This is a genomic window from Candidatus Villigracilis saccharophilus (assembly GCF_016711665.1).
Window position 1 is genome coordinate 15303 of record NZ_JADJSO010000062.1, and the last position, 23912, is coordinate 39214.

The 23912-nt window shown below is 50.9% G+C and carries 21 protein-coding genes; 9 read left to right on the plus strand and 12 right to left on the minus strand.

Going from position 1 to position 23912, the window contains the following annotated elements:
* Positions 1-164 precede the first annotated feature (164 nt).
* The 6 genes from IPL17_RS19540 to IPL17_RS19565 all read right to left on the minus strand — a co-directional run bounded on the left by IPL17_RS19540 (position 165) and on the right by IPL17_RS19565 (position 5864).
* Positions 165-1643, minus strand: coding sequence for a serine hydrolase (locus IPL17_RS19540; RefSeq protein WP_345308760.1), 1479 nt, complete (start codon positions 1641-1643; stop codon positions 165-167).
* A gap of 10 nt (positions 1644-1653) precedes the next feature.
* Positions 1654-2253 (minus strand): ROK family protein, encoded by a 600-nt coding sequence (locus tag IPL17_RS19545; protein WP_345308761.1) that lies wholly within the window; start codon positions 2251-2253, stop codon positions 1654-1656.
* A 198-nt stretch (positions 2254-2451) separates the two neighbouring features.
* Complete coding sequence (locus IPL17_RS19550) at positions 2452-3312, minus strand: sulfurtransferase (RefSeq protein WP_345308762.1); 861 nt, start codon at positions 3310-3312, stop codon at positions 2452-2454.
* Between the two features lie 105 nt (positions 3313-3417).
* Positions 3418-4596, minus strand: coding sequence for a pyridoxal phosphate-dependent aminotransferase (locus IPL17_RS19555; RefSeq protein WP_345308763.1), 1179 nt, complete (start codon positions 4594-4596; stop codon positions 3418-3420).
* 8 nt (positions 4597-4604) lie between these two features.
* Positions 4605-4814 (minus strand): hypothetical protein, encoded by a 210-nt coding sequence (locus IPL17_RS19560; RefSeq protein ID WP_345308764.1) that lies wholly within the window; start codon positions 4812-4814, stop codon positions 4605-4607.
* Between the two features lie 30 nt (positions 4815-4844).
* The gene (locus tag IPL17_RS19565; protein WP_345308765.1) at positions 4845-5864 is read right to left on the minus strand and encodes a sugar phosphate nucleotidyltransferase; all 1020 of its coding nucleotides are present in this window, start codon (positions 5862-5864) and stop codon (positions 4845-4847) included.
* Between the two features lie 167 nt (positions 5865-6031).
* Between IPL17_RS19565 and IPL17_RS19570 the strand changes: the two genes are divergently transcribed.
* The 3 genes from IPL17_RS19570 to IPL17_RS19580 all read left to right on the plus strand — a co-directional run bounded on the left by IPL17_RS19570 (position 6032) and on the right by IPL17_RS19580 (position 9816).
* On the plus strand, positions 6032-7045 hold the full coding sequence (locus IPL17_RS19570; protein ID WP_345308766.1) for a uroporphyrinogen decarboxylase family protein: 1014 nt from the start codon (positions 6032-6034) through the stop codon (positions 7043-7045).
* The gene (locus tag IPL17_RS19575; protein WP_345308767.1) at positions 7042-8979 is read left to right on the plus strand and encodes a beta-L-arabinofuranosidase domain-containing protein; all 1938 of its coding nucleotides are present in this window, start codon (positions 7042-7044) and stop codon (positions 8977-8979) included. The genes IPL17_RS19570 and IPL17_RS19575 overlap by 4 nt, the downstream gene beginning before the upstream one ends.
* 75 nt (positions 8980-9054) lie before the next feature.
* A complete protein-coding gene (locus IPL17_RS19580) occupies positions 9055-9816 on the plus strand; it encodes an alpha/beta fold hydrolase (RefSeq protein ID WP_345308768.1) in 762 nt (253 codons plus the stop codon).
* Positions 9817-9841: 25 nt separating this feature from the next.
* On the opposite strand, the gene IPL17_RS19585 is transcribed toward IPL17_RS19580, so the two are convergent.
* On the minus strand, positions 9842-11785 hold the full coding sequence (locus IPL17_RS19585) for an ABC transporter transmembrane domain-containing protein (RefSeq protein ID WP_345308769.1): 1944 nt from the start codon (positions 11783-11785) through the stop codon (positions 9842-9844).
* 192 nt (positions 11786-11977) lie between these two features.
* Between IPL17_RS19585 and IPL17_RS19590 the strand changes: the two genes are divergently transcribed.
* From IPL17_RS19590 to IPL17_RS19600, 3 genes are all read left to right on the plus strand, one after another.
* Positions 11978-12304 (plus strand): hypothetical protein, encoded by a 327-nt coding sequence (locus tag IPL17_RS19590; RefSeq protein WP_345308770.1) that lies wholly within the window; start codon positions 11978-11980, stop codon positions 12302-12304.
* 334 nt (positions 12305-12638) lie between these two features.
* Positions 12639-13763, plus strand: coding sequence for an HD domain-containing phosphohydrolase (locus IPL17_RS19595; RefSeq protein WP_345308771.1), 1125 nt, complete (start codon positions 12639-12641; stop codon positions 13761-13763).
* Positions 13764-13921: 158 nt separating this feature from the next.
* Positions 13922-14308 carry a hypothetical protein gene (locus tag IPL17_RS19600; RefSeq protein WP_345308772.1) on the plus strand — a complete coding sequence of 129 codons (387 nt, stop codon included), beginning with the start codon at positions 13922-13924 and terminating at the stop codon, positions 14306-14308.
* Positions 14309-14311: 3 nt separating this feature from the next.
* Here the strand turns inward: IPL17_RS19600 and IPL17_RS19605 are convergent, their stop codons facing one another.
* Complete coding sequence (locus IPL17_RS19605; RefSeq protein ID WP_345308773.1) at positions 14312-18241, minus strand: tetratricopeptide repeat protein; 3930 nt, start codon at positions 18239-18241, stop codon at positions 14312-14314.
* Positions 18242-18323: 82 nt separating this feature from the next.
* Positions 18324-19607 carry a cysteine desulfurase-like protein gene (locus tag IPL17_RS19610; RefSeq protein WP_345308774.1) on the minus strand — a complete coding sequence of 428 codons (1284 nt, stop codon included), beginning with the start codon at positions 19605-19607 and terminating at the stop codon, positions 18324-18326.
* A 74-nt stretch (positions 19608-19681) separates the two neighbouring features.
* Between IPL17_RS19610 and IPL17_RS19615 the strand changes: the two genes are divergently transcribed.
* Positions 19682-20104: a universal stress protein gene (locus IPL17_RS19615; protein ID WP_345308775.1), complete on the plus strand. Its 423-nt coding sequence runs from the start codon at positions 19682-19684 to the stop codon at positions 20102-20104.
* On the opposite strand, the gene IPL17_RS19620 is transcribed toward IPL17_RS19615, so the two are convergent.
* The 3 genes from IPL17_RS19620 to IPL17_RS19630 all read right to left on the minus strand — a co-directional run bounded on the left by IPL17_RS19620 (position 20091) and on the right by IPL17_RS19630 (position 21823).
* The gene (locus IPL17_RS19620; protein ID WP_345308776.1) at positions 20091-20696 is read right to left on the minus strand and encodes a molybdenum cofactor guanylyltransferase; all 606 of its coding nucleotides are present in this window, start codon (positions 20694-20696) and stop codon (positions 20091-20093) included. The genes IPL17_RS19615 and IPL17_RS19620 overlap by 14 nt on opposite strands.
* 691 nt (positions 20697-21387) lie before the next feature.
* Entirely contained in the window at positions 21388-21564 is a 177-nt protein-coding gene (locus tag IPL17_RS19625; RefSeq protein ID WP_345308777.1) for a hypothetical protein, read from the minus strand.
* Positions 21548-21823: a helix-turn-helix domain-containing protein gene (locus tag IPL17_RS19630; protein WP_345308778.1), complete on the minus strand. Its 276-nt coding sequence runs from the start codon at positions 21821-21823 to the stop codon at positions 21548-21550. Before IPL17_RS19630 ends, IPL17_RS19625 begins: the two co-directional genes overlap by 17 nt.
* Before the next feature lie 110 nt (positions 21824-21933).
* On the opposite strand from IPL17_RS19630, the gene amrS reads away from it, so the two are divergent.
* A complete protein-coding gene (amrS, locus tag IPL17_RS19635) occupies positions 21934-23028 on the plus strand; it encodes an AmmeMemoRadiSam system radical SAM enzyme (protein ID WP_345308779.1) in 1095 nt (364 codons plus the stop codon).
* A gap of 118 nt (positions 23029-23146) precedes the next feature.
* On the plus strand, positions 23147-23872 hold the full coding sequence (locus tag IPL17_RS19640) for a hypothetical protein (RefSeq protein ID WP_345308780.1): 726 nt from the start codon (positions 23147-23149) through the stop codon (positions 23870-23872).
* Positions 23873-23912: the final 40 nt, after the last annotated feature.

A 23912-nucleotide genomic window follows, 5' to 3' on the forward strand; every position in this document is an offset into this window, starting at 1 on the left:
TCGTGGAGAAGATAACATCCTCACTTTGTTTGAACATCCCCAGTAATGGCCAGACGATCGAGATCATGGCAGCACCGATGGAGAGCACCAGAATGAATATTCCCGCAGAGCGGTCTGCCAGCCATTTATTTTCTTTTTTTGCTGAGTTATTATTATTTTGCATTTTATCCTTTTATCTTTTTGAAAACATGTTCAAGCGGGTCGATCCAATCCTCGCGGATCTTAACACGGAACTCCACTGCTTGTCCCTGCCCATCGCTGATGAAGGGAATCAGGCTTTCGCCCAGCACCGGGTCATCCCATTTGCACAGAAAGGTATCGTAATGCCAATGTTCCAGTGCGCCTGATAACGATTCGTCCGCCTGTAGTTGGATATGAAGCCCGCTTCCGTTCAAACTGACCGTGGCTCCGCCCAAAATGAGACTATCGTACAGACCGACATACTGCTCCAAAGCCAGCGATGGATGTGTGTCTTTGATACGCGAGCCTGCCTTTTGAATTTTTGCCTGTTCAACTTTTAGGGTTTCCTGCTGTTCAAGATCCATATAAATCTTGATCCAATCTTTGGGAGGCAGCCCCAACATCACTTCGGTCAGATAATGCGGCACGATAATGTAGGCGGCATTGGGAAGTTTATTCGTAAGGACGGCAATACCGACCTTCTCTTCGGGGATCAATAATGTGATGGAGAGCATCCCGTTCACACCGCCTGTGTGACGGACGGTGAGTCTGCCGTGACTGTCATTGAGCATCCAGCCGAGCCCATAGGCAGAGAAATGCCGAGAGGGGAACAATTTCTTTTCCATGGCTCTCAGTTTCATGATCGTATGAGGCGTGCGCGTCTCATTGATGATCGCTGGATCGACGATCTGTTTTCCCACGAGACTGCCGTTGTTGATCTGCATTCTCAGCCACAGCGCAATATCCGCCGCAGATGCACAGATCGAACCCGCCGCGCCGACATGAGTCTCCGCGTGCTGTGTCACGGTCTGCAGGTTTCCTTTAATGTCTTCATGCGGTACTGCGATATTGGCGCGCTCACCAAAATAACGCGCATTGGTCACGCTGTCGGTCATGCCCAGCGGTTCGAAGATGCGTTTTTGGATGAACTCGTCCCAGCTCATGCCGCTCACTTTTTCGATGATCAACCCGGCAGTGATGAACATGAGGTTTGAATAGCCGTACCCGGCCCGGAAACTGTAATCGGGTGGAATGTGCTGTACCCGCCGCACGATCTCTTCGGTCGAATAACTGCTGGATAGCAGAACATCGCCCGCCCAGGTGCCAAGGCCGCCGCGGTGGCACAACAGGTCGCGGATGGTGATCATTTGTGCGGCGTGTAGATCGTACAGTTTAAAGTCGGGAAGATATTTTGTAACAGGATCATCCCATGCAAGTTTTCCATCCTGAACCAGCAATCCCATTGCTGTTGTAGTGAACGGTTTTGTGTTCGACCCGATGGCGAATAAGGTATGTTCATCCACTTTGCCGGGCTTGCCGATCTCACGGATGCCGTATCCCTTGGAGTGCAGCACCTGGTCGTCTTTGACGATGACCAATGCCAGTCCGGGGACGTTCCATGCCTGCATGGCTTTGCCGATAAAGTCATCTATTTCTTTTATGAGATCGATGGGCGTATCCATTTAATGTTCCTTATTTTCGCAGGGCGCCCAGCGCCGCGCCGACGATCCCGGCTTCATTCAAGAGCTGCGCGGTCACAACGGGTGTTTCAATGGTCAGCATCGGTAAATATTTTTCAGACTCTTTGCTGATGCCGCCGCCGATGATGAATAGGTTGGGCCAGAAAAGATTTTCCATCGCGCTTAAATATTTATTCAAGCGTTTGGCGTATTTTTTCCAGGATAGATCCTCGCGCTGACGGGCTGCGTCGGAAGCGCGGAACTCCGCGTCTTCGCCCTCCACTTCCAGGTGACCGAACTCGGTGTTGGGGAGCAGTTGTCCGCGGTGGAAGATCGCGGTGCCGATGCCTGTTCCCAACGTGATCATGATGACCGTGCCCGGTTGTCCGCGCCCGGCGCCGAAGGTCATTTCAGCCAGTCCCGCCGCGTCCGCGTCGTTGATCATCGTGCATTCACAGCCGGTGACTTTGCTGAAAAGCGCGTCTGCATTCGTGCCGACCCACTTCTCCGAGACATTGGCCGCCATCAGTGCGACGCCGCCTTTGATCGGCGCGGGAAAGCCAATGCCAATGGAGCCGTTCCAGTTGAAGGCTTGCGCGATCTGCTTGACCACTTCCGCGATCGGTTCAGGCTCGCCGTTTTTGGCGTCTTGATGCGGATCCGCTCCGCGAGAAGCTGGCCTGTTTCTACATCTACCGGCGCGCCTTTGATGCCCGATCCGCCTACGTCAATTCCGAGAATTTGCATATTGGTTTCCTTTGGCTTTTGAAATTGATGGATTTAACCACATAGCCGACCTGGACAATATGAATTAGTTTTTTACAACGGGAAAATTGGAAGACTCTGCACCCCATTCGCTCCATGAGCCGTCGTAAACTGCGATCTTTGAATATCCCGCCAGCTCGCCCGCGAGCGCTGTGATGCAGGCGGTCACCCCGGAGCCGCAGCTGAAGATCAGGTTTTGTTCCTTATCCACCAATTTAGAAAAAACGGAATCAAGTTCTGTGGGCGGCAAAACGAGCCCATCGACAACGACTTGAGCAAAAGGCAGGTTGAGCGAGCCGGGGATATGCCCGCTGCGCAGACCCGCGCGCGGCTCGGGCTCCACACCATGGAAGCGTCCCTCAGAACGCGCATCCAATATCGCATAACGCGGATCAGCAGTCGCCTCCAAAACGTGCGCTGAATCAACGAACAAACCGCTCAGCGGCTGTGATTCGAAATCACCGCGCTTTTCAGCAGACAGCTCAACTTGCGAGCTGCAGGGAAGATCTGCTTTCTTCCATGCGGGCAGACCGCCATCCAGAACCGCCACCTGAGCATGTCCCATGGCGCGGAACATCCACCAGGCCCGCGGACTGGAGTACACCCCGACATCATCATAAACAACGATCGCGCTGTCTTTATTGATTCCCAGCTTTTGCATTTCTTGCGTGAAGAATTCCGGCGAAGGCATCATGTGGGGCAGGGTCGTATTGTGGTCGCAGATATGCTGGTCGAAATCGAATCGCCTTGCGCCTTTAATATAGGCGGGTTCTTCCTGTGGATCAGAACTTTGAACGGGCGTTACTGGTTTCATACTCGCATCCAGGACGACAAGGTTTTCCGCTCCTAGATTCTCTGCGAGCCATTGGACGGATACCAGCGATGATGTAATCGTAGCTTTAGACATAAGTTCACCTGTTTGATGGTTTTTAAAAATTATACGACTTAAATAAAAAGGGCGGACTTCTTTGCGAAAGCCCGCCCTTCCAATCTCTATTTTTTAATTGCTGTTCTACCCATGCCTGCTCATGAACCGTTCCATGCGCCGCAGAGCTTCTTCGATCTTGCTGTACTCGGTCGCGTAACAAGCGCGGACAAAACCTTCTCCGCCGGGACCAAATGCATTGCCCGGCACGACGGCCACGCCTTCTTCTTTTAAGAGAGTTTCGGCGAAAGTCTCATCGTCCATGCCGGAGGCTTTGATGTTAGGGAAGGTATAAAACGCACCGCGCGGCTCAAAGGTCGAGAGCCCGAGGCGGTTGAGGCCGGAAACCAGCAATCTGCGGCGGCGGTCATATTCGGCGACCATACTCTGAACGTGCGGTTCACCCGTCTTCAGGGCTTCGATCGCGGCGTCCTGGGCAGTCGTCGGCGCGGACATGATCGTGTATTGATGTATCCGCACCATGCCTTGAATAATATCCGCAGGTCCGCAGGCGTAGCCGATGCGCCAACCGGTCATGGCGTAGGCTTTGGAGAATCCACCAAGCAGAATCGTGCGGCGCTTCAGGCTTTCATCCAAAGCGGGGAAACAGACATGCTCAAAGTCGTACACAAGGCGGTCATAGATCTCATCGGAAACAACGATCAGGTCATGTTGTTCCGCGATCCTGCCGATCTCCAGCATGACCTCGCGCGGAGCGACCGCGCCGGTCGGGTTGGACGGATAACCGATAAAAATAACCTTGGTGCGCGGCGTGATGGCCTTGCGAATATCATCGGGGTCAATGGTGAAATTGTTTTCAAGACGCGCGGGAATTTCAACAGGCACACCGCCCGCCAGGATCACTTCCGCCTGATACGAAACAAAGCACGGGGTAGGGACGATCACCTCATCGCCCGGTTCAAGGATCGCGGTAAAGGTGAGATACAGCGCCTCTGAAACACCAACGGTCGCTACCACTTCCGTAGCGGGATCATATTTAACGTTATAGAGTTTTTGTAAATTTTCCGCGATACCCTGACGCAGTTCCGCTTTGCCGTGATTGGATGTGTAATGCGTCTCGCCATTTTGTAATGAACGGATGCCCGCATCGAGGATCGGCTTGGGTGTGGTGAAATCAGGTTCGCCAATACCCAAAGAGATCACATCCTTCATCGTCGCGACAATATCAAAAAACTTGCGAATACCGCTGGGCTTTAGCCCGGCCACCCGTCTTGCGAGTCTTTGTACTTCACCAACTTCCTGCATTGAGCCTCCTAAATGGGTTGAACGTGCCAATCATCTGAAACTTCCTGATATGTTAACTCAAAAGCTGAACCATCGGTCGTCTTTACACGGAACCCCTTTTCGCCGGGTCCGCGCCAGCGCGCCAGGATTTCTGCGATCTCATAGCGGCTTCCCTGCCATATCAACGACAACGGTCGTTCCGCATATTCGGTATCTGACCTGCACTCCACTGTTTCCATGATTAAAAATAGGACAAGATAACCCCTGCCCTATAGAATGACCGAACTGGTATCGCTGATATTTAATTCCATGACCCGGCCATCGCCCCGCGCCTTGACCTTTGCCTGCCTGCCGATCAACGAGCGACTCAGCGCCGCATCCTTGATCTCACAGCCAGCCTCGATAATACTTTCTGCGATCTGACTGTTCTCTATCTTGCAATTCGCTCCGATGGATGCGTATGGGCCGATGGTCGAATTGGTTATTTCCGCGGATGGGTGGATGGCGACTGGCAGAATTACTTTTACGCCAGCATGTTGATACGTTGAAACATTGATGCGTTCCAAAAGGATTTTATTCGTATCCAGTGTCGCCTCGATCGTGCCGGTATCCAGCCAGGTGCTGATCTCATTCGTGCGGACCTTCGCTCCATGTTCGATCATGACCGTGATCGTGTCTGTCAGGAAGTATTCGCCTTTGAGCATGATACCGCGTTCCATTTGCTCATCAATGGCGGCCAGAAGTTTTTCCGAGCTTTTGAAGTAATAACACCCAACCACCACAAGGTTATTATCCATACTTTGCGGCTTTTCCACGAAGCGGGCTACCCAGCCTTCATTATTTACCTCTGCCACCCCAAATCGGCGCGGATCTTCCACCGGCATCACCCAGGCGACACCGTCTGCTTCCTCTTTTGCAAGGAACGAAAAATCAGTTTCCATTAAAGTATCCGAAAAACATACGATCATGGGACCATGCAAATGTTCGCGTGCCAGCGCCAGCGCGTGCGACTGTCCCTTCATTTCATGCTGTACAACAAAATGAGCTTTAAGGTTTGGGTAATATTCTTTGATAAATGGAGGGATCTGCATCTCACCCAAATACGGGCCGAGGATGAACACATATTCAGTATTTTCAGGATCGGGCAGAGTCTTGAACATATCCAGCAGGTGTTCCAGCGAGGTTTTACCTGCCACACTGACCAGCGGCTTGGGTTTGCTCCACGTGTGCGGACGCATGCGGGTTCCCCAGCCCGCCATGGGAATAACGATTTTCAGGGATTCGGTCAAGAGTACGCTCCAGTGAAGGTTTTCACCAATATTTTACCAAAGCTGTGTTGGAAATTGTTTCTTTGGTTGGGAGATCAGGTTGTTAGTGTACCACTATCAATTTAGGGCGGACAAGCGGGAGGAAAATACGAATTGACCGCAATATCCTGTCCAGATAAAATCACATTATGAATTCACTTCAACGATTAAATAATCTGCTGCAAGGTAAACCTGTTGACAGGGTCCCCAACTTCGATATTTTTATGACCAGAGCGGCGCATCATATCGGTGTTCCTCTCTCGCAGTATTATCTCGATCACCGCGTATTGTGCCAGGCCAATCTTGCGGTCATGCAGGACTTTGAGCTTGATATCGTCCAGGCGATCTCCGACCCCTACCGTGAAGCCGCTGACATGGGTCTGGAAGTTGAATTCCCGCATGATAACCTGCCACTAAATCGGACTCCATTAATCGTGGAACCCGACGACTTGAAGAACATTCATTTCCCTGTCAAGGATTTTGGTCCGCGAATGACAGACCGCCTTGAAGGAATCCGCGCCATGCATCAACAGGTGGGGGATGAAGTTCCGGTCATGGGCTGGGTGGAGGGGGCTTTGGCAGAAGCAGCCGACCTGCGCGGAGTCACGAATGTAATGAAGGATCTTGTCAAACGCCCTGCCTGGCTGAAGGATCTGCTTGAAAAATGCGCGGAAGTTGAGATCTCTTTCGCTTGCGCTCAAATCGAAGCCGGGGCGCACATCATCGGACTGGGCGATGCGGTCGCCTCCTTGATCTCTCCGCGCATGTACCGTGAGTTCGCCCTGCCATACGAACAACGCATCTTTGACGCCATCAAGGCAAAAGGCGGAATCCCGCGTTTACATATTTGCGGCAACACAATTCATTTACTCAAGGATATCGCGCAAAGCAGGGCGGAGATCGTGGATATTGACTCGCTGGTGGATATGTATCAGGCGGTTTCGACACTGGATGGAATGCTTGTCTGCGGCAACCTGAACCCGGTCTCGATCTTTTTACAGGGCACGACGGACCAGGTTCGTGAGGGGATCTTTGCGAATGCTTCCGCGGGAGCGCATTCATGGATCTCAGCGGGAGGTTGTGAAATTCCAGATCAAACCCCTGTAGAAAACCTTCATGCTCAGAGTCAGGCATTGCGCGAACTGGGACGACAGCCCGCATGAATCCTTACAAAAAGAAGAATATTAAACCGTATGCGTTTCAGTGGATGCGGGTTGGCGAAATCCGTCCTACGGGATGGATGCGCGCTCAAATGCAGCATGACCTGGAAGATGGATTTGTCGGTCATTTGGATGAGCTGGTCCCAGACTTAATCGTGAACGATGATATTTATGGCGCAAACCGTTTGACCAAGGCTGTGCGTACAAAAGAATTGGGGGTGGTCTCTCAGGAAAAGGATTGGGAAGCACAGTTCCTGTGGTGGAACAGCGAAACTCAGTCCAATTGGCGTGACGGGCTGGTGCGCACCACTTTGCTTTTGGATCATCCAGACTATCTTCCCAGGGTCCGCGCCTACATCGAAAAAATTCTTGCCACACAGGATGCAGATGGGTATCTTGGCATTTACGCTCCAGACCTGCGATTTAATTTCGACAGCGAGAATGGTGAACTCTGGGCACAGGCCTCGCTCTTCCGCGTACTGCTTGGTTACTACGAAGCCGTTGGAGATGAACGGGTCTTGGAATCTGTCCGCCGCGCGGTGGACGTCACCATGCGGGCGTATCCGCAAAACCGATCAAAACCATTTACAGTCAAGAACGATTATGCCGGGGTTTGTCACGGATTGGTTTTTACCGACGTGCTTGACCGGCTCTACCAGCTCACCAGACAGGCAAGATACCTCGATTACGCCCTGTGGCTGTATCAGGAATATAGCGAAAACCAGCTCAGCGCTGATGATATTCAATACAAAAATCTGATCGACCCATCCTATCGCTTCAAGGCGCACGGCGCTCACACCTACGAGCATTTGCGATCTCTGTTGACAGCTGTTTATGCTTCAGGAAATCCATTGCTTGAAAAAGCACTTGAAGCATATCTGGTTAAATTGAATGTATGCCTGACTCCCAGCGGCGCTCCCATGGGCGATGAAATGATCGGTGGACGAGCGGCAGACGCCTCAGAAACCGGTTACGAATACTGTTCCATCCATGAACTGCTCGATTCCTATTCCAACCTGCTGCAAAAGACCGGCGGTCTACCATGGGCTGACCGCCTCGAGCGGCTCCTGTTCAACGCCGCGCAAGGCGCGCGCCATCCGCGCGAAAGCGCCATCGCCTACTTAAAAACTGACAACTCTTTCTCAATGACCGGTACTCTGCATCCGCATGACATGGTTGATGAAAAGAATCCGCAGACCCGTTATAAATATTCTCCTGCGCATCAGGATGTGGCTGTGTGCTGTGTCCCCAATGCCGGGCGTATTTACCCTTACTATGTCAAGGCCATGTGGCTGCGCTCTTCGGACGGTTTGGTGGCGGCCTTGTATGGAGCGAGCGAGCTTGTGACCGAGCTCAATGGCGCAAGAGTACGTATCAAGGAAGAGACGAACTATCCTTTTGAGTTACAGATAACTTTTATCATTAATGCCGAACCGCCCGTTGAATTCGAACTTGCTTTTCGCAAGCCGGCCTGGGCAACTGGGTTTGAATTAAATCATATGGCTGACTGGCGTGAAGAAAATGGGATGATAAAAGTAAAAAAGGTCTGGCAGTCTGAACAGCAGATCACCATAAGCTTTAAAGCCGAGATTCAGATCAATCCCTTTTCTGAAAAAGAATATTTTCTAAGCCATGGTCCGCTGGTGTACGCGCTGCCATTGGAAGGCATCGAAACGGAAGGCAGGAAATATAAGACAGAAGGGTTCCGTGATCTTTATTATTCCCCACTGGCTAATCTGGCTGATGATTGGCAATTTATTCCTAACGAGGATTTTCACCTTGAGGAAAGCATTCCTGGTCAAGTCCATGCCTGGGAAGCGCCCCCTACACTGGCTGGGAATATGATGAATGTTTCCACGCATAAGAAAACTCCCGTTCGACTGCTCCCAATCGCAAGCAGCATTTTGCGCAAGACCACTTTTAGAATGTTTGAATAACAGGCATCGTCCTGAATACATATATACCCTGCGTTTCTCAATACAGATAAATGCTATACTGCTTTTATATATCTAATGAAAAAATTTCTGAAGATCATTCGCATTGTGTGGGTTACATTCGGAGTTCTATTCACGCTGTGGATGGCGAATTCTTTTCGCGCCAAGGGCTTTGACAGGTCTGCGCTTGAAAGTGATCAAAATATTACTGTTGAAGAGACCGATCAGTTCATCCGCTTTCAACCTAATGAGAATCAACAATCTACAGGATTTATCTTCTTCCCCGGCGGATTGGTCGCAACGGAGGCGTATGCGCCAATGTCAAGAGCCATATCCGAGCAGGGGTTTAACGTCTTCATCGTCAAACTTCCGTTCGGGTCCGCGCCGTTAAAATCACAGGAAACCAGTATACAGAACCTGGCTCTTAAGATCATGGATGCAAATAACTCGCTCGAGTATTGGGCAGTGGGCGGGCATTCGCGCGGAGCGGCAATCGCTTCACGGTTTGCTCTCCTGCATGGAGATGCTTTCAATGGGCTCATTCTCATTGGGACAACCCATCCCAAAGAAGAGGCGTTCGATCTATCTGACTCAACTTTGGCTGTGACAAAGATCTACGCCACCAATGACGGACTGGCCGGCATGGATGAAGTCGAAGCCAATTCACAATATTTGCCAGAGGATACAAATTGGGTTTTGATAGACGGCGGGAATCATTCGCAGTTCGGTTATTATGGCTCTCAATTGGGAGATAACCCGGCAGCCATTAGCAGAGAAGTACAGCAGAAACTCACAGTTGAAGCGGTTTTGTCGGCGTTGAAAAGTATTCAGGAAAGATAAATAACGCTTTGCGGGACGGAGGGAGTTACATCCGTTCCCCTCGAAACTGCGTTTCATACAACTGACTATACAGCCCACCCATCGCGATCAATTCATCGTGAGTCCCTTTTTCTACGATCCTTCCCCGATCCATTACTAAAATCAGATCCGCTGCAAGGATCGTGCTTAATCTGTGTGCAATCACAATCGATGTTCTACCTGCCATGACTCGTTTTAGTGCATCCTGAATTAATGCTTCTGATTCACTATCGAGTGAACTGGTGGCTTCGTCTAAAACCAAAATCCTCGGGTTCTTCAAAATAACTCGGGCGAGAGCCACGCGTTGTTTTTCGCCGCCGCTCAGGCGATAACCGCGTTCGCCTACAACCGTGTCATATCCATCAGATAGTCCCATTACAAAGTCGTGGATGTTGGCGGCGCGCGCGGCGGATTCGATCTCGGCTTGCGTCGCGTCCATTTTTGCGTAGGTCAGGTTGGTGCGGATGGTGTCATGGAAGAGGTGCGTTTCTTGCGTCACCATGCCGATCGTGGCGGCCAGCGAGTCGAGGGTCACATCGCGCAGGTCGTGACCGTCAATACGGATGACTCCGCTGGTGGGGTCGTACAGGCGCGGGATGAGATAGGTCAGCGTGGTTTTACCAGCGCCGGAAGGGCCGACGAGGGCGATCAACTGCCCGGGCTGGGCGGTAAAGGAGATTCCCTCCAAAGCGACGTCTCGTGCCTGGGATTTCGTATCAGCCTCCCCGACGATTGATGCGGCGTCCTTCATCCCATTCTTGCTTTTATCTTTTTCTCCCAAAGACATCACCGCTGTGACATTCGCCATGCTGCCATAGCGTTTGACTTCGCTGAGCATGATGTTTTCGTTGATCGAATATTTGAAGCTGATATCTTCAAACGCAAGTTCGCCTTTTGCATCCTTGAGAACGTGCGCGTCTTTTTTCTCTTCGATGTCATGAGGCAAATCAATTATTTCAAAAACGCGTTCGAAGGAAACCATGCTGGTGCTGAATTCGACAGGCGCGCCCGCAAGGCCTTGAAGTGCGCCGTATAAGGTGCTGAGATATGAGCCGAAGGCGACGATGGTGCCGACCGTGAATTTATCTTGAATGACGAGCAGACCGCCGAAGCCGTAGACCAGCGCCGTGCCGACCGCGCTGACCAGACCGATCATGACGAAAAATGAAGAGCCGATGACTGCGCGTTGGATGCCGATGTCGCGCACGCCCGCCGCGCGTTGACGGAATCTTTCGCCCTCTTCGTTGCTGCGCCCAAATAATTTGACGAGCAGCGCGCCGCCGATGTTGAGTGTCTCGTTCATGTGCGCATTCATTTGCGCGTTGAGGTCCATGCCTTCGCGGGCGATGGTGCGCAGGCGTTCGCCAAGTCTGCGCGCGATCAAGTAGAACAACGGCAGGACAAAGACACTGCCGAGGGTCAATCTCCATTCGAGCGAGAGCATCACGATCAAGATCGCCGCGCCTTCGATCAGGTTGGTGGCGATGCCGACAATGGTGTTGCTAATGGCGTTCTGCGCGCCGACCACATCGCTGTTAAGGCGGCTCATCAACTCGCCGACTTTGGTGTTGGTGAAGAAGCGCAGACTCATCCTCTGCAAGCGGACAAAGAGCGCCACGCGCAGATCATAGATCACGCCTTCGCCAACGGTCACATTTAATTTACGTTGAATCACGCTGATGCCGCCGTTCAACAACGGCACAAGCAAAAGAGCAAATGCGAACAGGGTTAATTGGTTAATGGATTTGTTGGGCAGGATCGTATCGATCAGTTGACGGAAGATCAACGGCGAGACCACGCTCAACGCCGAACTGGCAAGAATGGACAATAACATTCCGCCAATGTGCCACCAATAAGGTTTCGCGTACGTGAGCACGCGCAATAAAAGTTCTCTTGTGATCTTGGGCTTTTCGTCGCCCTGACGCATTGCCATGAACCAGCCACCGTGCATAAGTTTCGTCTCCTCGTTTGCTTGTCACTGGCCGGGTAGTCTTTGACCAGTTGACTAGCAGACTATAAGTCCATCCGACCATTCACGCAACTGGAGAAATAGGGAGGTTAATGAAAGTCTATGATGAGGGGATGTATAATCTTCTAAAGATTGGGAATTCTTATCAATTCTAAAATTTGTCCGGAGAGCATTATGGCAGATAACGTTAAGAAAAAAATACTTGAAAGACCATTGCTTGTGTTTTTATTAACCTTTGTAGGTTTAGCTGTGCTCTTGACGATACTTGCTGTGCTCAATGGGCTAGACTCACTATTTATAGTAGGTACTTATTTTCTTTATGGCGGCATAATCGTAGCCATTATTGGTTTTGTTTTACTGAATAGAGGTAGTAACAGGGGGGACGGTTATACTCAAAGTAATTATATGAAAAGCGATGAGCACTTTAAAAAGATCAGATCACAAGAAAAACCTATTGAGCGTATCGTTTGGGGCCGGGCAGTGGTTCAATTGCAGCATTGATATTTCTCAACGAGTTTTTAGATGGGTTCGAGACGCTAAAGTCCCTGCCTCAGAGCATGGTAAGCTGTTTCGACAAGCTCAACACATCGCCTGCGGGCTGAGCCGCCAAAGGCGGCTTTCACGTACTGAGGAAGGACTTTAGTCCGCACGGGGCGGAAGGCCATGCTTTTTGGATTAATCTCAAAGGTGAGCGGATTAACCGTCGGATGGTTTTGGAATGGTAGGGAATGGCGGGTTTATGAGGACCAGACAGGGAAGGTATAATGTTTTTATTGATTTCAAATGAGCGGCAAAGGATCGATCTGCGCCACCTTCCCCCCTCAAAGTGAACATGATGCCAAATAAATTCACTCCTTATGAAACGAATCAGCGCGTTCAAACACTGAACGTTATCATTTGGGTTTTATTAATTGCCTCCTTTGCTCTTGGAGTCCTTAATATCCAATATCGAACATGGGGATCTGTAATTGCACTCTTTGGCCTCTCCGTTTTTTGTGTTCCCCTGCTTTGGATGAACAAAAAAGGCTATATTGGCGTTTCCGCTTTTTTTCTGAATTTTATTGTCCTGATGGTCATCAACATCAACATGTGGGACGGGGATGGGATCCGCGACGCCGGGCTGTTGGCCTACCCGATATTTATCATGATCGGCATATTATTCTTCGGCAAGCGCACCGCGCCGTTATTTACCCTTGCCTCCATTGCATCGCTTATAGTGCTGGTGTATTTTGAGATACAGGGAAATATCAAGCCGACGATCGGCGCGACCAGGTTTGACATCCTGGTCCCCATTATCATTCTTTTAATAGCGGCCGCTGCAATTACCTATATCGTTGCTGGAAATATTGACAAGCACCTGGAACGGGTAAAAAACTCTGAAAGCGAATTACGCAAGAACTACGACCTGACCCTGGACGCGTGGGCCAAGGTTTTGGAATTCCGCGATAATGAAACGGAAGGTCACAGCCGCCGATTGGTGGAGCTCAGTACGCAACTGGCGCGGGCGTTGAATCTCAGTGAAGAAGAGATCACTTATATCAGGCGCGGCGCGTTACTGCACGATATCGGGAAGCTGGCCATCCCTGACAGCATACTTTTGAAACCCGGTCCGCTGGATGCCGGGGAAAGAAAGATCATGGAAGAGCATCCTGTCATTGCAAAACAAATGCTTGCCCAGGTTTCGTTCCTGCAGCCATCGATTGACCTTGTCTATAGTCACCATGAGCGTTGGGACGGGAAGGGCTATCCTGACGGGTTGATGGGCGAGCAAATCCCCCTGTCCGCCCGTATCTTTGCGATCGTGGATCAATGGGATGCGCTGCGGTCGGATCGTCCCTACCGCAAAGCCTGGCCGGTTGAAAAAGTACTTGCTTATATCCGTGACAATATCGGAGTTGTCTATGATCCCGATCTTGTTGAAGTATTTTTAACTCTTGTAGATGGAAAGCATGACCAATAAACTATCAGGCGGGATGCCCGCTTGACGATGGCCAACACGCCATATTGGATGATCCACGATAAACGACAAGCGATATAATATGCCCCATTGTGCGGGTTTTCCTTGAAAGTCAACCTTTCAAGTGAGTTTTTATTTGACCTTATTTACAGGAGAGAACCATGCAAAACAAAACCGTTATTCCGGGCAAGGTTAAAAAGGATAAGGAAAATCACAAAAAATACAAGATCGAAAAGGGGAAGAAATCCGAATCAGACATCACGATCGAACTCACCGGCGACGGCGACTACGAAGTGGAGAAATTAAGCGTGGACGGCCTGCCCGCAGCAATGGTTGACGGCACCTCGATCCGCTGGTTCAATAGTTTTTATATTAAAAAGAACGGGCAATATATCAACGAACGTTTCTTTGTCACGATTCCAAACGGCGGTTCATCGCGGCTGGTGATATTCGACGGCAACGGGAACCCGTATTATTACACGGGAGACATCAAAAACAATACGATCGAATTAACAGATGGCGACCCCGCGGCCGGCTGGGCGCCGTAGATTTTATAATCCATTCGCTTCGGCTGTTTTTTGAATTGCGCGCCGCCACGGTACATTCTCAACGTACATCCGGCGCGCCTCTTCCGACGGTAATTTCGAGACCTGTGTGTTCAATAGTTGGATTGCATTCTGCAAAACGACTTGAGCACGCGGGTCTTTTTTCTTTTCCAAGACCTGATGCACAGCCAGAAAAATTCGGAGCGGTTCCTCCGCGCCTTCAAATGACATGTTCTTTTCCATGTATTGAAGGACCTGCTCCGCTTCATTCTGCGCCGAAGCCTGGTCCCCAATTTCCAAATAGACATGGATCAACCCTGCGCGCGCTTCGACCGCTAAAATATCAGCGTTCAATGCCGTTCTGATCTGAATGCTTTTCAAAAAGGCAGATGCGGAGTCTTCAAATTTTTTATTTAATAAATAGGCATATCCCAAATAAAAATATGCCCACCCCTCGCCTGACGGATCCCCGTTCCTGGAGGCCAGCTCAAGCGCCTGCCGCGCCCATTTGAGCGAATTGTCCGCATCCCCTTGCGCGCCCATTACCGCACTCAAATTAATATAAGCAAGCATTTCCTGTGCGCGAAGTCCGAGTCCGCGCAAGATGGTTAACGCTTGTTCATAGTAGGATGTCGCGGCGGGGTAATCACCCAACATACCTGTCAACCAACCCAGATTTAGCAGAGCGATCCCATTGCCGTTAAGATTTCCCAATTCATATGAAATGGAATACGCTTGTTCAAAATAATTCCTGGCAGTGAAGAAATCTCCCTGTGACAACCCGACCGTATTGGCAAGATTGTTCAAGGTCATGGCTTCCAGATATTTATTCTTTAGTTCCCTCGCGATGACAAGCGCCTGTTCCTGATAGCCCATGGCAATCGTAGGGGTTTCAATTTCCAAGGAGACCAATCCAAGTATGGACAGGGCTTTGCCGATCCCGGTGCGGTCATTCTGTCCTTGCGCATATCGCAAGCCCTCTTTGGCGTACTTCAAGGCCTCCTCTGCTTTTCCAATACGCAGGAAAGAATTGGGCAGTACCAGATAGGTTGAGAGCAGCGTTTCATTATCAAGAGCCGCTTCAGCAAAGAATTTCGCGCGAGTCGCGTAGGTCAATACATTTTGAAAATCACCCAAAGCGGAGAAACAATAAGAGCGGCGCATATACGCGCGGCCCAACAGTCCATCGTCCTGTAGTGTCTTTGCCAGTTCTTCAAGAATATCCAGGTCTATAAACTGCGCGGCGGAGTCGCTGTTGTTGTAATAACATTCCACACGCAGCAGCATCAGGTCGAACTTTGTGCGCAGATCATCGGACTGAACCAATGCCAGCGCGCGCGTGAAATAATCAATGGCTTGCTGGTTATGGTACAAACTCAGGGAGGCCTTGCCCGCGCGGCTTAGATAGTGCAGAGCCTTTTCGCGCAGGTCTGCTTTTTCGGCGTGATACGCCAGTTCGCCGTAATGCGGCTCAAGATCATGACGATAGATCTTTTCCATCGCAGCGACCGCCGTCCCGTGTAATTCGCGTTGACGCATCTGCAACTGCATTGAGTAAGCCGCGTCTCTCAGTAATGCATGACGGAAAATATATTCGATCTCGCTCAGCGGTGACCAGATATTTGCATTCTCCGCCTGTGTCATATAACTTAGGAATTTCTCTTTGGCGCGCAGCATCTCTCCCAGTACGCGCACTTCAAATTCACGTCCAAGCACGGATGCGGTTTGCACGGTCTCTTTCACTGGCTGGGTCAGGCGGTCGAGGCGAGCAACCAGCACGGCGCGCACATCGGTTGGCAGGGAACTTTCCGCCTGTTGGCTTGAAATATATTGCCCGTTCACATCCACAGTCAGCGCATTTTGTTCCAGCAGATAGCGCAGGATCTGTTCGGCAAAGAACGGATTGCCCTCCGCGCGATCATTCAGCAAGGCAAGCAGCGGGTCGGCAATGACACGGCCTAAAACGTCCTTTGCAATATGAGACATGTTCGCCGGGGAGAGTTTATCAAGTCGGACCATGTTCGTTGAAATTTCATCCATGATCCGCGCAGAATCGCCTTCGGGGCGCTGCGTCGCAATAATAGCGATCGGATATTGTTTGTGCGGCGCAGACCGCAGACTGCGTACAAAAAAAGAGAGGAATGCGCCCGTATCCTCATCCAGCCAGTGCGTATCTTCCAGGAACAGGACCAGCGGTTTACGCAGGCTCTCTGCGCGAAGAAACACGCTCAAAGCGATCAGCGTATTATCGTAACGGCCTTTCGCGTCCAGCCTTTCGTATAACGAATCGGGCTGTGTGATATTGATCAACGCAGCCAGCACCGAACTGGTTCGAAGCAGTTCCGCGCCAAGCTCACGGTCAGGTATTGCCGAGACCAATTCGTGAATATTGCGCGAGAAGGCGATGAAATTAATTTCATCAGGCTGGTTTTCGAGCAGTTCAAATCGTTTCTTCAGCCAATCAATGATTGGGTTAAATGGCAGCTTTAGGATTTCGTCTGTCTGGCAGACGGCCCAATTGGCAGGGGTATCCTTGAACTCTTCAGAATACTGAAAAGAATGCACAAGACGGCTTTTGCCAATACCAGCCTCTCCTTTCAAGACCATCACGCCGGCAAATTGACCGTGTTTGAGCGGTTCTGTAAATGCGGCCAGCGCTTCCAACTCATTCCTACGCCCAACCAACTGTCCCTGATAAACGGTTTCAACAACGTTCTTGCGCCCGATCAATACAAAAGTTTTCAAGCCGCGATTGAAACCCTTGAAATAAAATTCTCCCAGAGACCTAAGGTTAAAATGTTTTTCAGCGCGGCGGGCGATCTCTTCATCCATCCAAAACTCGCCATGGCCGGCATGTTCCATCATACGAGCCGCGAGGTTCACTCCCCAGCTATAGGCTGTGTAATCCTCCCGCTGACTGGACCCGATGAATCCCGTATATGCCATGTAATAGGATATCCCAACTCCCAGCGGGATGCGCGTGCGCGTGGAAAGTTCAAGAACGAAATTTAACGCGCGTTCCACATCATTTTCATGTGCCTTTGGTGCGCCCCAGAAAATAAGCAGGGTAAACCCTTTATCTCCAAGGTCGGGGCGTAAAAAGAAACCGCCGTATTGTTCCTGTAACAGATAAACCGTTTCCATGAACGGCGCGATCAGCGCTTCATCTGAAATGCCGGCGGGGATGTCAATAAACATGTTAACCACCTGTCGGAACTCACCGATGGCGGGCAGGTGAAGAATTGCATCGTCAAGGAATATTTCAACCAGGTCATCTGCAGGCTTTGGCACCGATAAAGGAAGCGGCGCGGGCAGGTCCGCGTGAATATCCTGGATCAAAAAACAATTCCCCGCCGGGGTAACACTGACAATATCCTTCAGCAATTCGTAAGAGAATGGATCTGCCACGATATCCCCCGCGTGCGCGGCTTCTTCCCCGGCGACCGCACCGTTCAAACTCTCGCCGCGAAACCAATAACTGGCGCGCCTATTGTTGATGGATCTAAAGATCTGCCAGGTCGTCCTGCCAAATCCGATCCCCGCTTTGATGCGGATGTTAAATGTGCCATAGGGCGTGGATATCTGCGAATGGGATTGGGTGTGCGCCTGCATTGCCGCCGCGGATGACAAACAGCGCATCGCTGTCTCGACTGGGTCCTGTCCGGCGGGAAAAACAGCACTGAACGCGTCCCCGGCAAATCCGATCACAAATCCGCCCTGCTGATAGACCGCATTCACCAACGGGTCGAACACCACGCGCATCATATCCGCCAGTACCTCTGCGCCGTGCGCTCCCTGCGCAGAAAGCACTTCGGTCATGTAGGAAAAACCCGAGAGATCCACGAACATGGCCGCGCCTTCGAAGATTCCATTCGATTCGCCCGCGCGGTATTTTCGGAAAATAAAATCAGGTACAAGCTGATGGGATGATTGCATGGTGCGTTGATTTTACCGCTTCCGTATCCAATGAGAAGGTCATACAAAAAATCCCCGTCATCAGCCGGGGATTTTTTGTATGCTATTTACTGATCTTTATCAATGCTTCCTTTAATCGCTCCACTTCTTCGAGCGTGTTGTAATGCGCCGCTCCAACACGGACCATGCCGCCCTGATCTTCGACGCCGAGTCTTTCACTAACATTGAGCGCGTAATAATTTCCATCCCAAACATAGATGCCTTCTTCCGCCAGTTTCTCAGCGACAAGGCGCGGATGCATATCCTTCAAGCGGAACGAGAATGTCGCCACGCGGTCATCCAGACGACGGACATCGGCCAGACCATATAAACGTAAACCGGGAACAGCTTCCAGCGCGGAAAGAAGCGCGCGCCCAAGTTCGAATTCATAGGCGCGGATGGCTGTCATTCCCTTTTTGAGTTCCAGTCTGCGTCCTTGATAGCCTTCACCGCTCAAGCCTTCGATGTACTCGCCGCCAAATTCCCTGCCGACCCATTCGAAATATTCGATCGCGCCAAGCACGCCGGCGATGCCTTCATGGTTCTGTGTGCCGGTCTCGAATTTGCCCGGCAGTTTGTTGGTCGCAGGGCGGACTTTGTATGCGAATAATTTTTCCAGCAGGTCATGCTTGCCGTATAAAATGCCCGCGTGCGTGCCGAAAAATTTGTAGGCGGATGAAACCAAAAAATCACAATCCAGTTTTTGAACATCAATGGGACCGTGCGGCGCATACTGGACAGCGTCAATATAGACCAGCGTGCCGGCGTCGTGCGCCATCTTGATGATCTTTTCAATCGGGTTGATCGTGCCAAGCGAATTGGAAGCGTACCCCACCGCCAGCAGGCGCGGCTTTCGTTCCAGCGCTTTTTGCAGGTCGTCCAATTTCAAGGTCCCATCTTCCACGTCAAAATCAACCCAGTTAACTTTGACGCCCTTGTCCTGCGCGGCTAATACCCAGGGCGTGACATTGGCATCATGGTCAAGGCGGGTGAGGACGATCTCGTCGCCTTCGTTCCACTCGCGTGAAATCGAACGGCTGATGTGCAGTGTGAGTGTGGTCATGTTGTTGCCAAAGACGATCTCTTCTGCAGAGGGCGCGTTGTAGAAATCCGCCATGGCGCGATGAGCTTCGTCCAGAACAGCATCTGAGGCGATGCTGGTGGCGAATGCGCCTTCGTGGTTGGCGTTACATTCGATTAGATACTTGTTGATGCGGTCAAGACTGTGTTTTGCGATCTGCGTTCCGCCGGGGTTGTCGAAGAAAATAGCCGGTCGGTCAAGAGCTGGGAATTGCTGGCGTATTAATTTTAGATTTTCGCTGAGCACGGTCGAATGATCAGGGGACATGCAAAACTCCTTTAATGAAAATTAGACAGAGAGGTTGTATACTAAGATTGTACCCCACACAACAAGGAGGCAATATGTTCGAAAGAGTTCTGTTGGCCGTAGATGGTTCCGATCATGCCTTGCACGCCGCACGTACCGCCGCCGACCTGGCGCGCGCCATGAATTCAAATGAGTTTCGCATTGTGGTGGCTTATGATTTCATTCCACCCTATCTTGGCGAGCCGAACCTGCAATATGCGATCGACGCGCGTATTGATGATGCCAAGGCCATTATGAAAAAAGCCATTGAGGCGGTGGGGCAGATCCCTTGTGAGATCAATACTGAAATGATCGAAGGCTCGGCAGCCGAAGCTGTACTGGATGTAGCTGTCACGCGCAATAGTGATGTGATCGTAATAGGTTCGCGCGGGTTGGGCACGCTGGCCGGCTTGCTGCTCGGGAGTACCAGTCAAAAAGTTGTGGCGCACGCGCCCTGCCCGGTGCTTATTGTCCGGTAGCGCGTTTCTCCGCTTCTAAAAATTCTTGCGGTGTGTTTAGATTCCAAAAACATAACCCTGACGGGTCAAAGGAATTAACCTCATCAGAGGTAAGCGTCCGTACTTTTACTTTTGGAAACCACGAGATGACCTTCCACTGATCCGCGTCTATTGCTGATTCAATGGCGGGCAGACAGGTCTCGCGGCGGTACAGCGCATGGAATGGTTCGTAGCCTTCATCCGTTTTGGCGATGACCACATCCGCTTCACCGCTGACCATGAGTCTGCGCGCGCCTTCGAAGAAGGTTGAACTGGCGAAGGGCATGTCACAGGCCACCACCGCCGCCAGCGGATGCGCGGTTGAAGCGATGGCAGTGTAGAGTCCGCCCAATGCGCCACGCCCCGGCTTGAGGTCAGGGATGAGGCGCAGGCCTAAAAATTCATACTCCGCGGGACGATTTGTTGTAACAATGATCTCGTCTGCGATCGGCGCGAGTCGATCAATCACCCGTTCAATGAGCGGATGTCCGAGGAATAATTTCAAGGCTTTGTCCTCGCCCATGCGTGAGGATGCGCCGCCTGCTTGAATGACGACAGTGATCGCTTGTTTCACAGATTTATAACCTTTTATCAAAGATCAAAAGTAAATTCAGCATGGACATATTATAGGTAAACGAACCCCACAGCTAAAGCAGGGGGCTTTGTCCCTGAACACGAAGGTTCGAGACCATTGGCAGGTTTACTTCTGCCCTGACTGCGATATTCACAGCCGCTACTCTGTCCGCATTGCCAAGAAGTTGCAAGCGGACAAGGAAAACAGATTGAGACTACGATTGGCTTTATCAACACACCACAGGGCAGGTGGCGGGTGTTTCTTGGATCAACGAAGATCACAGGAACCCCCACGCGCTCGGCTTTGTAACGATGTACGCCTCAGTTGGAGAACGACCAATCGCATGCCTCTTGCTTGCGTCCTTTTACGGAGCCTCACGGATACCGCCCAATTCTTCAAGGGCAATCGCTCGATGAGTGTCATACGCAATCTGTACGAGAATTTTGCTGATTCTATGGTTGGTTGTTTTTGAAAACGGGATTGAACGCCGGATATTTTCTTGAGTTTCGTGGGGATTTGGTCTGTTTCTTTTGCAAATTGCTTCTGCGATGTCCAAACTTTCGGCGGTTATCTTCGATGGGCCGCTGAACCCGCCACCGTCCGAAGTTGCGGCGATCTGGACAAGACCCAGATCCACCCCCAACACCCCTTCCACGTCAATTGGCTTGGGGTTCCACCTCGCAGACAACCATCAGGTAAAACTGCCTTTGACCAGACACAAGTCGCTTTCCCCATGCTGGCCTTTAGCATTCAGCTGGCGTTTTCCGCAGGCAAAGGACATCTTTTGTCTGCCCTCTACTGTCCAGAGGCTCAACTCCATCCTGTCCAGTTTGTAGGTCAGGATGCGGGCATCAAAAGCACGCGCCATGCGGCTTGAAAGTACGTTTGACTTTTCTATCCAGCTTATAAGCATCTGCAACTTTCGAGATGCAACGCACCACCTGGCGGTCAAGCCAAACATTTCCTTGACACGAAAGTAAGTTGTGGATTGGAAATTGTTTGAATGTCTGACTCCCAGCCTGTTCGCTGATGTGATTGCAGGCGGCGTTTGCAACCTCAAGAGTTTTACGAAGGGCTTGCGCTTGTTCAGGCGTAGGCAGGAGTTTTATTTGAGCGGTCAATTTCATGGCGTGATTATACCACATCTTCAATCTATTGAAAATGTTCTAGCGAAAGCACATCGCCAGCGGCTATCCCTCTCCACTGCTAAAGCAGGGAGTTTCTTGCCGAGGTCTCGATGAGTTCGCTGGCAAATGTATTGGACGGCTTAACGGTTGAAGGTGAATTGTATGAACCGCAAGCGGATGGCGCGGTACGCTGTTTCGCGTGCGGTCACCGCTGTCTGATCCGTGAGGGCAGGCGCGGAATTTGTCAGGTGCGATTTAATGAGGGCGGAAAGTTACGTGTGCCGTGGGGATATGTAGCGGCATTGCAATGCGACCCGATCGAGAAGAAACCCTTTTCACATGTATTACCCGGCACGAACGCATTGACATTTGGAATGCTGGGTTGCGATTATCACTGCGGGTATTGCCAAAATTGGTTAACGTCACAGGCACTGCGAGACCCGGCTTCTGAGATCGCGGGACAGTTTATAAGAAAAATAGCGCCTGTACAAATTCTGGAGCAGGCGAGGAGGACAAACGCTTCGGTAGTTGTCTCTTCATACAACGAGCCATTAATCACTAGCGAATGGGCGGTTGATATTTTTAAAGAGGCAAAAACGGCTGGGTTAATCTGCGCTTATGTGTCGAATGGAAATAACACGCCCGAAGTGATGGAGTATATCCGTCCGTATATTGACGCATATAAGATCGACCTGAAATGTATGAGCGAGAAGAAATATCGTACGCTCGGCGGCACGTTGAAAAATACGCTGGACGGGATCAAAAGGGCACATGACCTGGGACTGTGGGTGGAAGTAGTGACTTTGGTGGTTCCGGGCTTCAATGATTCAAACGAAGAATTATGGGACGCGGCGCGTTTCCTGGCAGAGTTATCGGTTGATATTCCCTGGCATGTAACGGCTTTTCACAAAGACTATAAAATGACCGCGCCGGACAATACCGGTCCGCAGACATTGATGCGCGCGGCTGACATCGGACGCGAGGCGGGGCTGAGGTATGTGTACGCGGGGAATTTAGCGGGTCATGTCGGAGAGTATGAAACTACTCATTGCCCGAAATGTAGTTATCCGCTTGTGAAACGAAGCGGGTATGTCATCCGCGCATACAAGATCACGCGCGAGGGGACATGTCCAAAGTGCGCAGAAAAAATTGCGGGGCTATGGCCTAAAGATTCATCAAAGATTTCTTTACGTAATTTGAGTTAGTTTTCTTGATTTGATGTTTTCATTGCGTAAGGCGTCAAAAACCTTGACAAATTAGAACAAGTGTTCTATATTCGGAAATGTCGAATTTACCGAGTATGGTTACAACAGGAGAACCGCAATGAACCGTTCCCTCAATATTAATATTCTTCCATTTCTTAAAAACACCGCCCTGCAACGCGGCGCGATATTTGGCAGTATCCTTATTACGGCCCTGCTCGCTTTTGAATTGTTCAATTTTGGGACAACTTCATTCGCATTGCGGGATGTTCTAGGCGACCTGAAATTCGCGGGAATGCACTGGTCGGCGATTCTGGCTTTTGCCTTCTGCGGAATTGACTTTGCAGGAATCGCCCGCATCTTCACTCCAGAACAGGGGCGCGACGAACCAGCCGAGGTTTGGTACCTCTTTGGGGCATGGCTGCTTGCTGCTGCATTCAATGCCATATTGACCTGGTGGGGTGTATCAGTGGCAATCCTCAATCACAGCGTTGAAGGCGGCTCATTGGTCGGGCAGTCCGTCATGATCAAGGCAGTGCCGATCTTTGTGGCGGCCATGGTCTGGCTGATCCGCGTGCTGATCATTGGGACCTTTTCTGTGGCCGGGGAACGTCTGTTCACACTTGCAGATGTGCACGACCGTTATTCTTCACAAAGGAATTACCCGGCTCAGGCACAACAGCCTGCCTATCGCCCCAATCAACCCAGCACTAATACTCCGCGCCCAGCGCCCAAGCCGACTCCAAACTATGGCACCAATCGCCCTGTCGCTGAACCAACCTATCATCCGATCGGCATGACCGCCATGGGCGCCAACGAACAGAACGCTTCCTCTATGCGGAGGTAAGCCTTGGACAAGCAGCTTTGGTTTTCATATCTTTACTTCT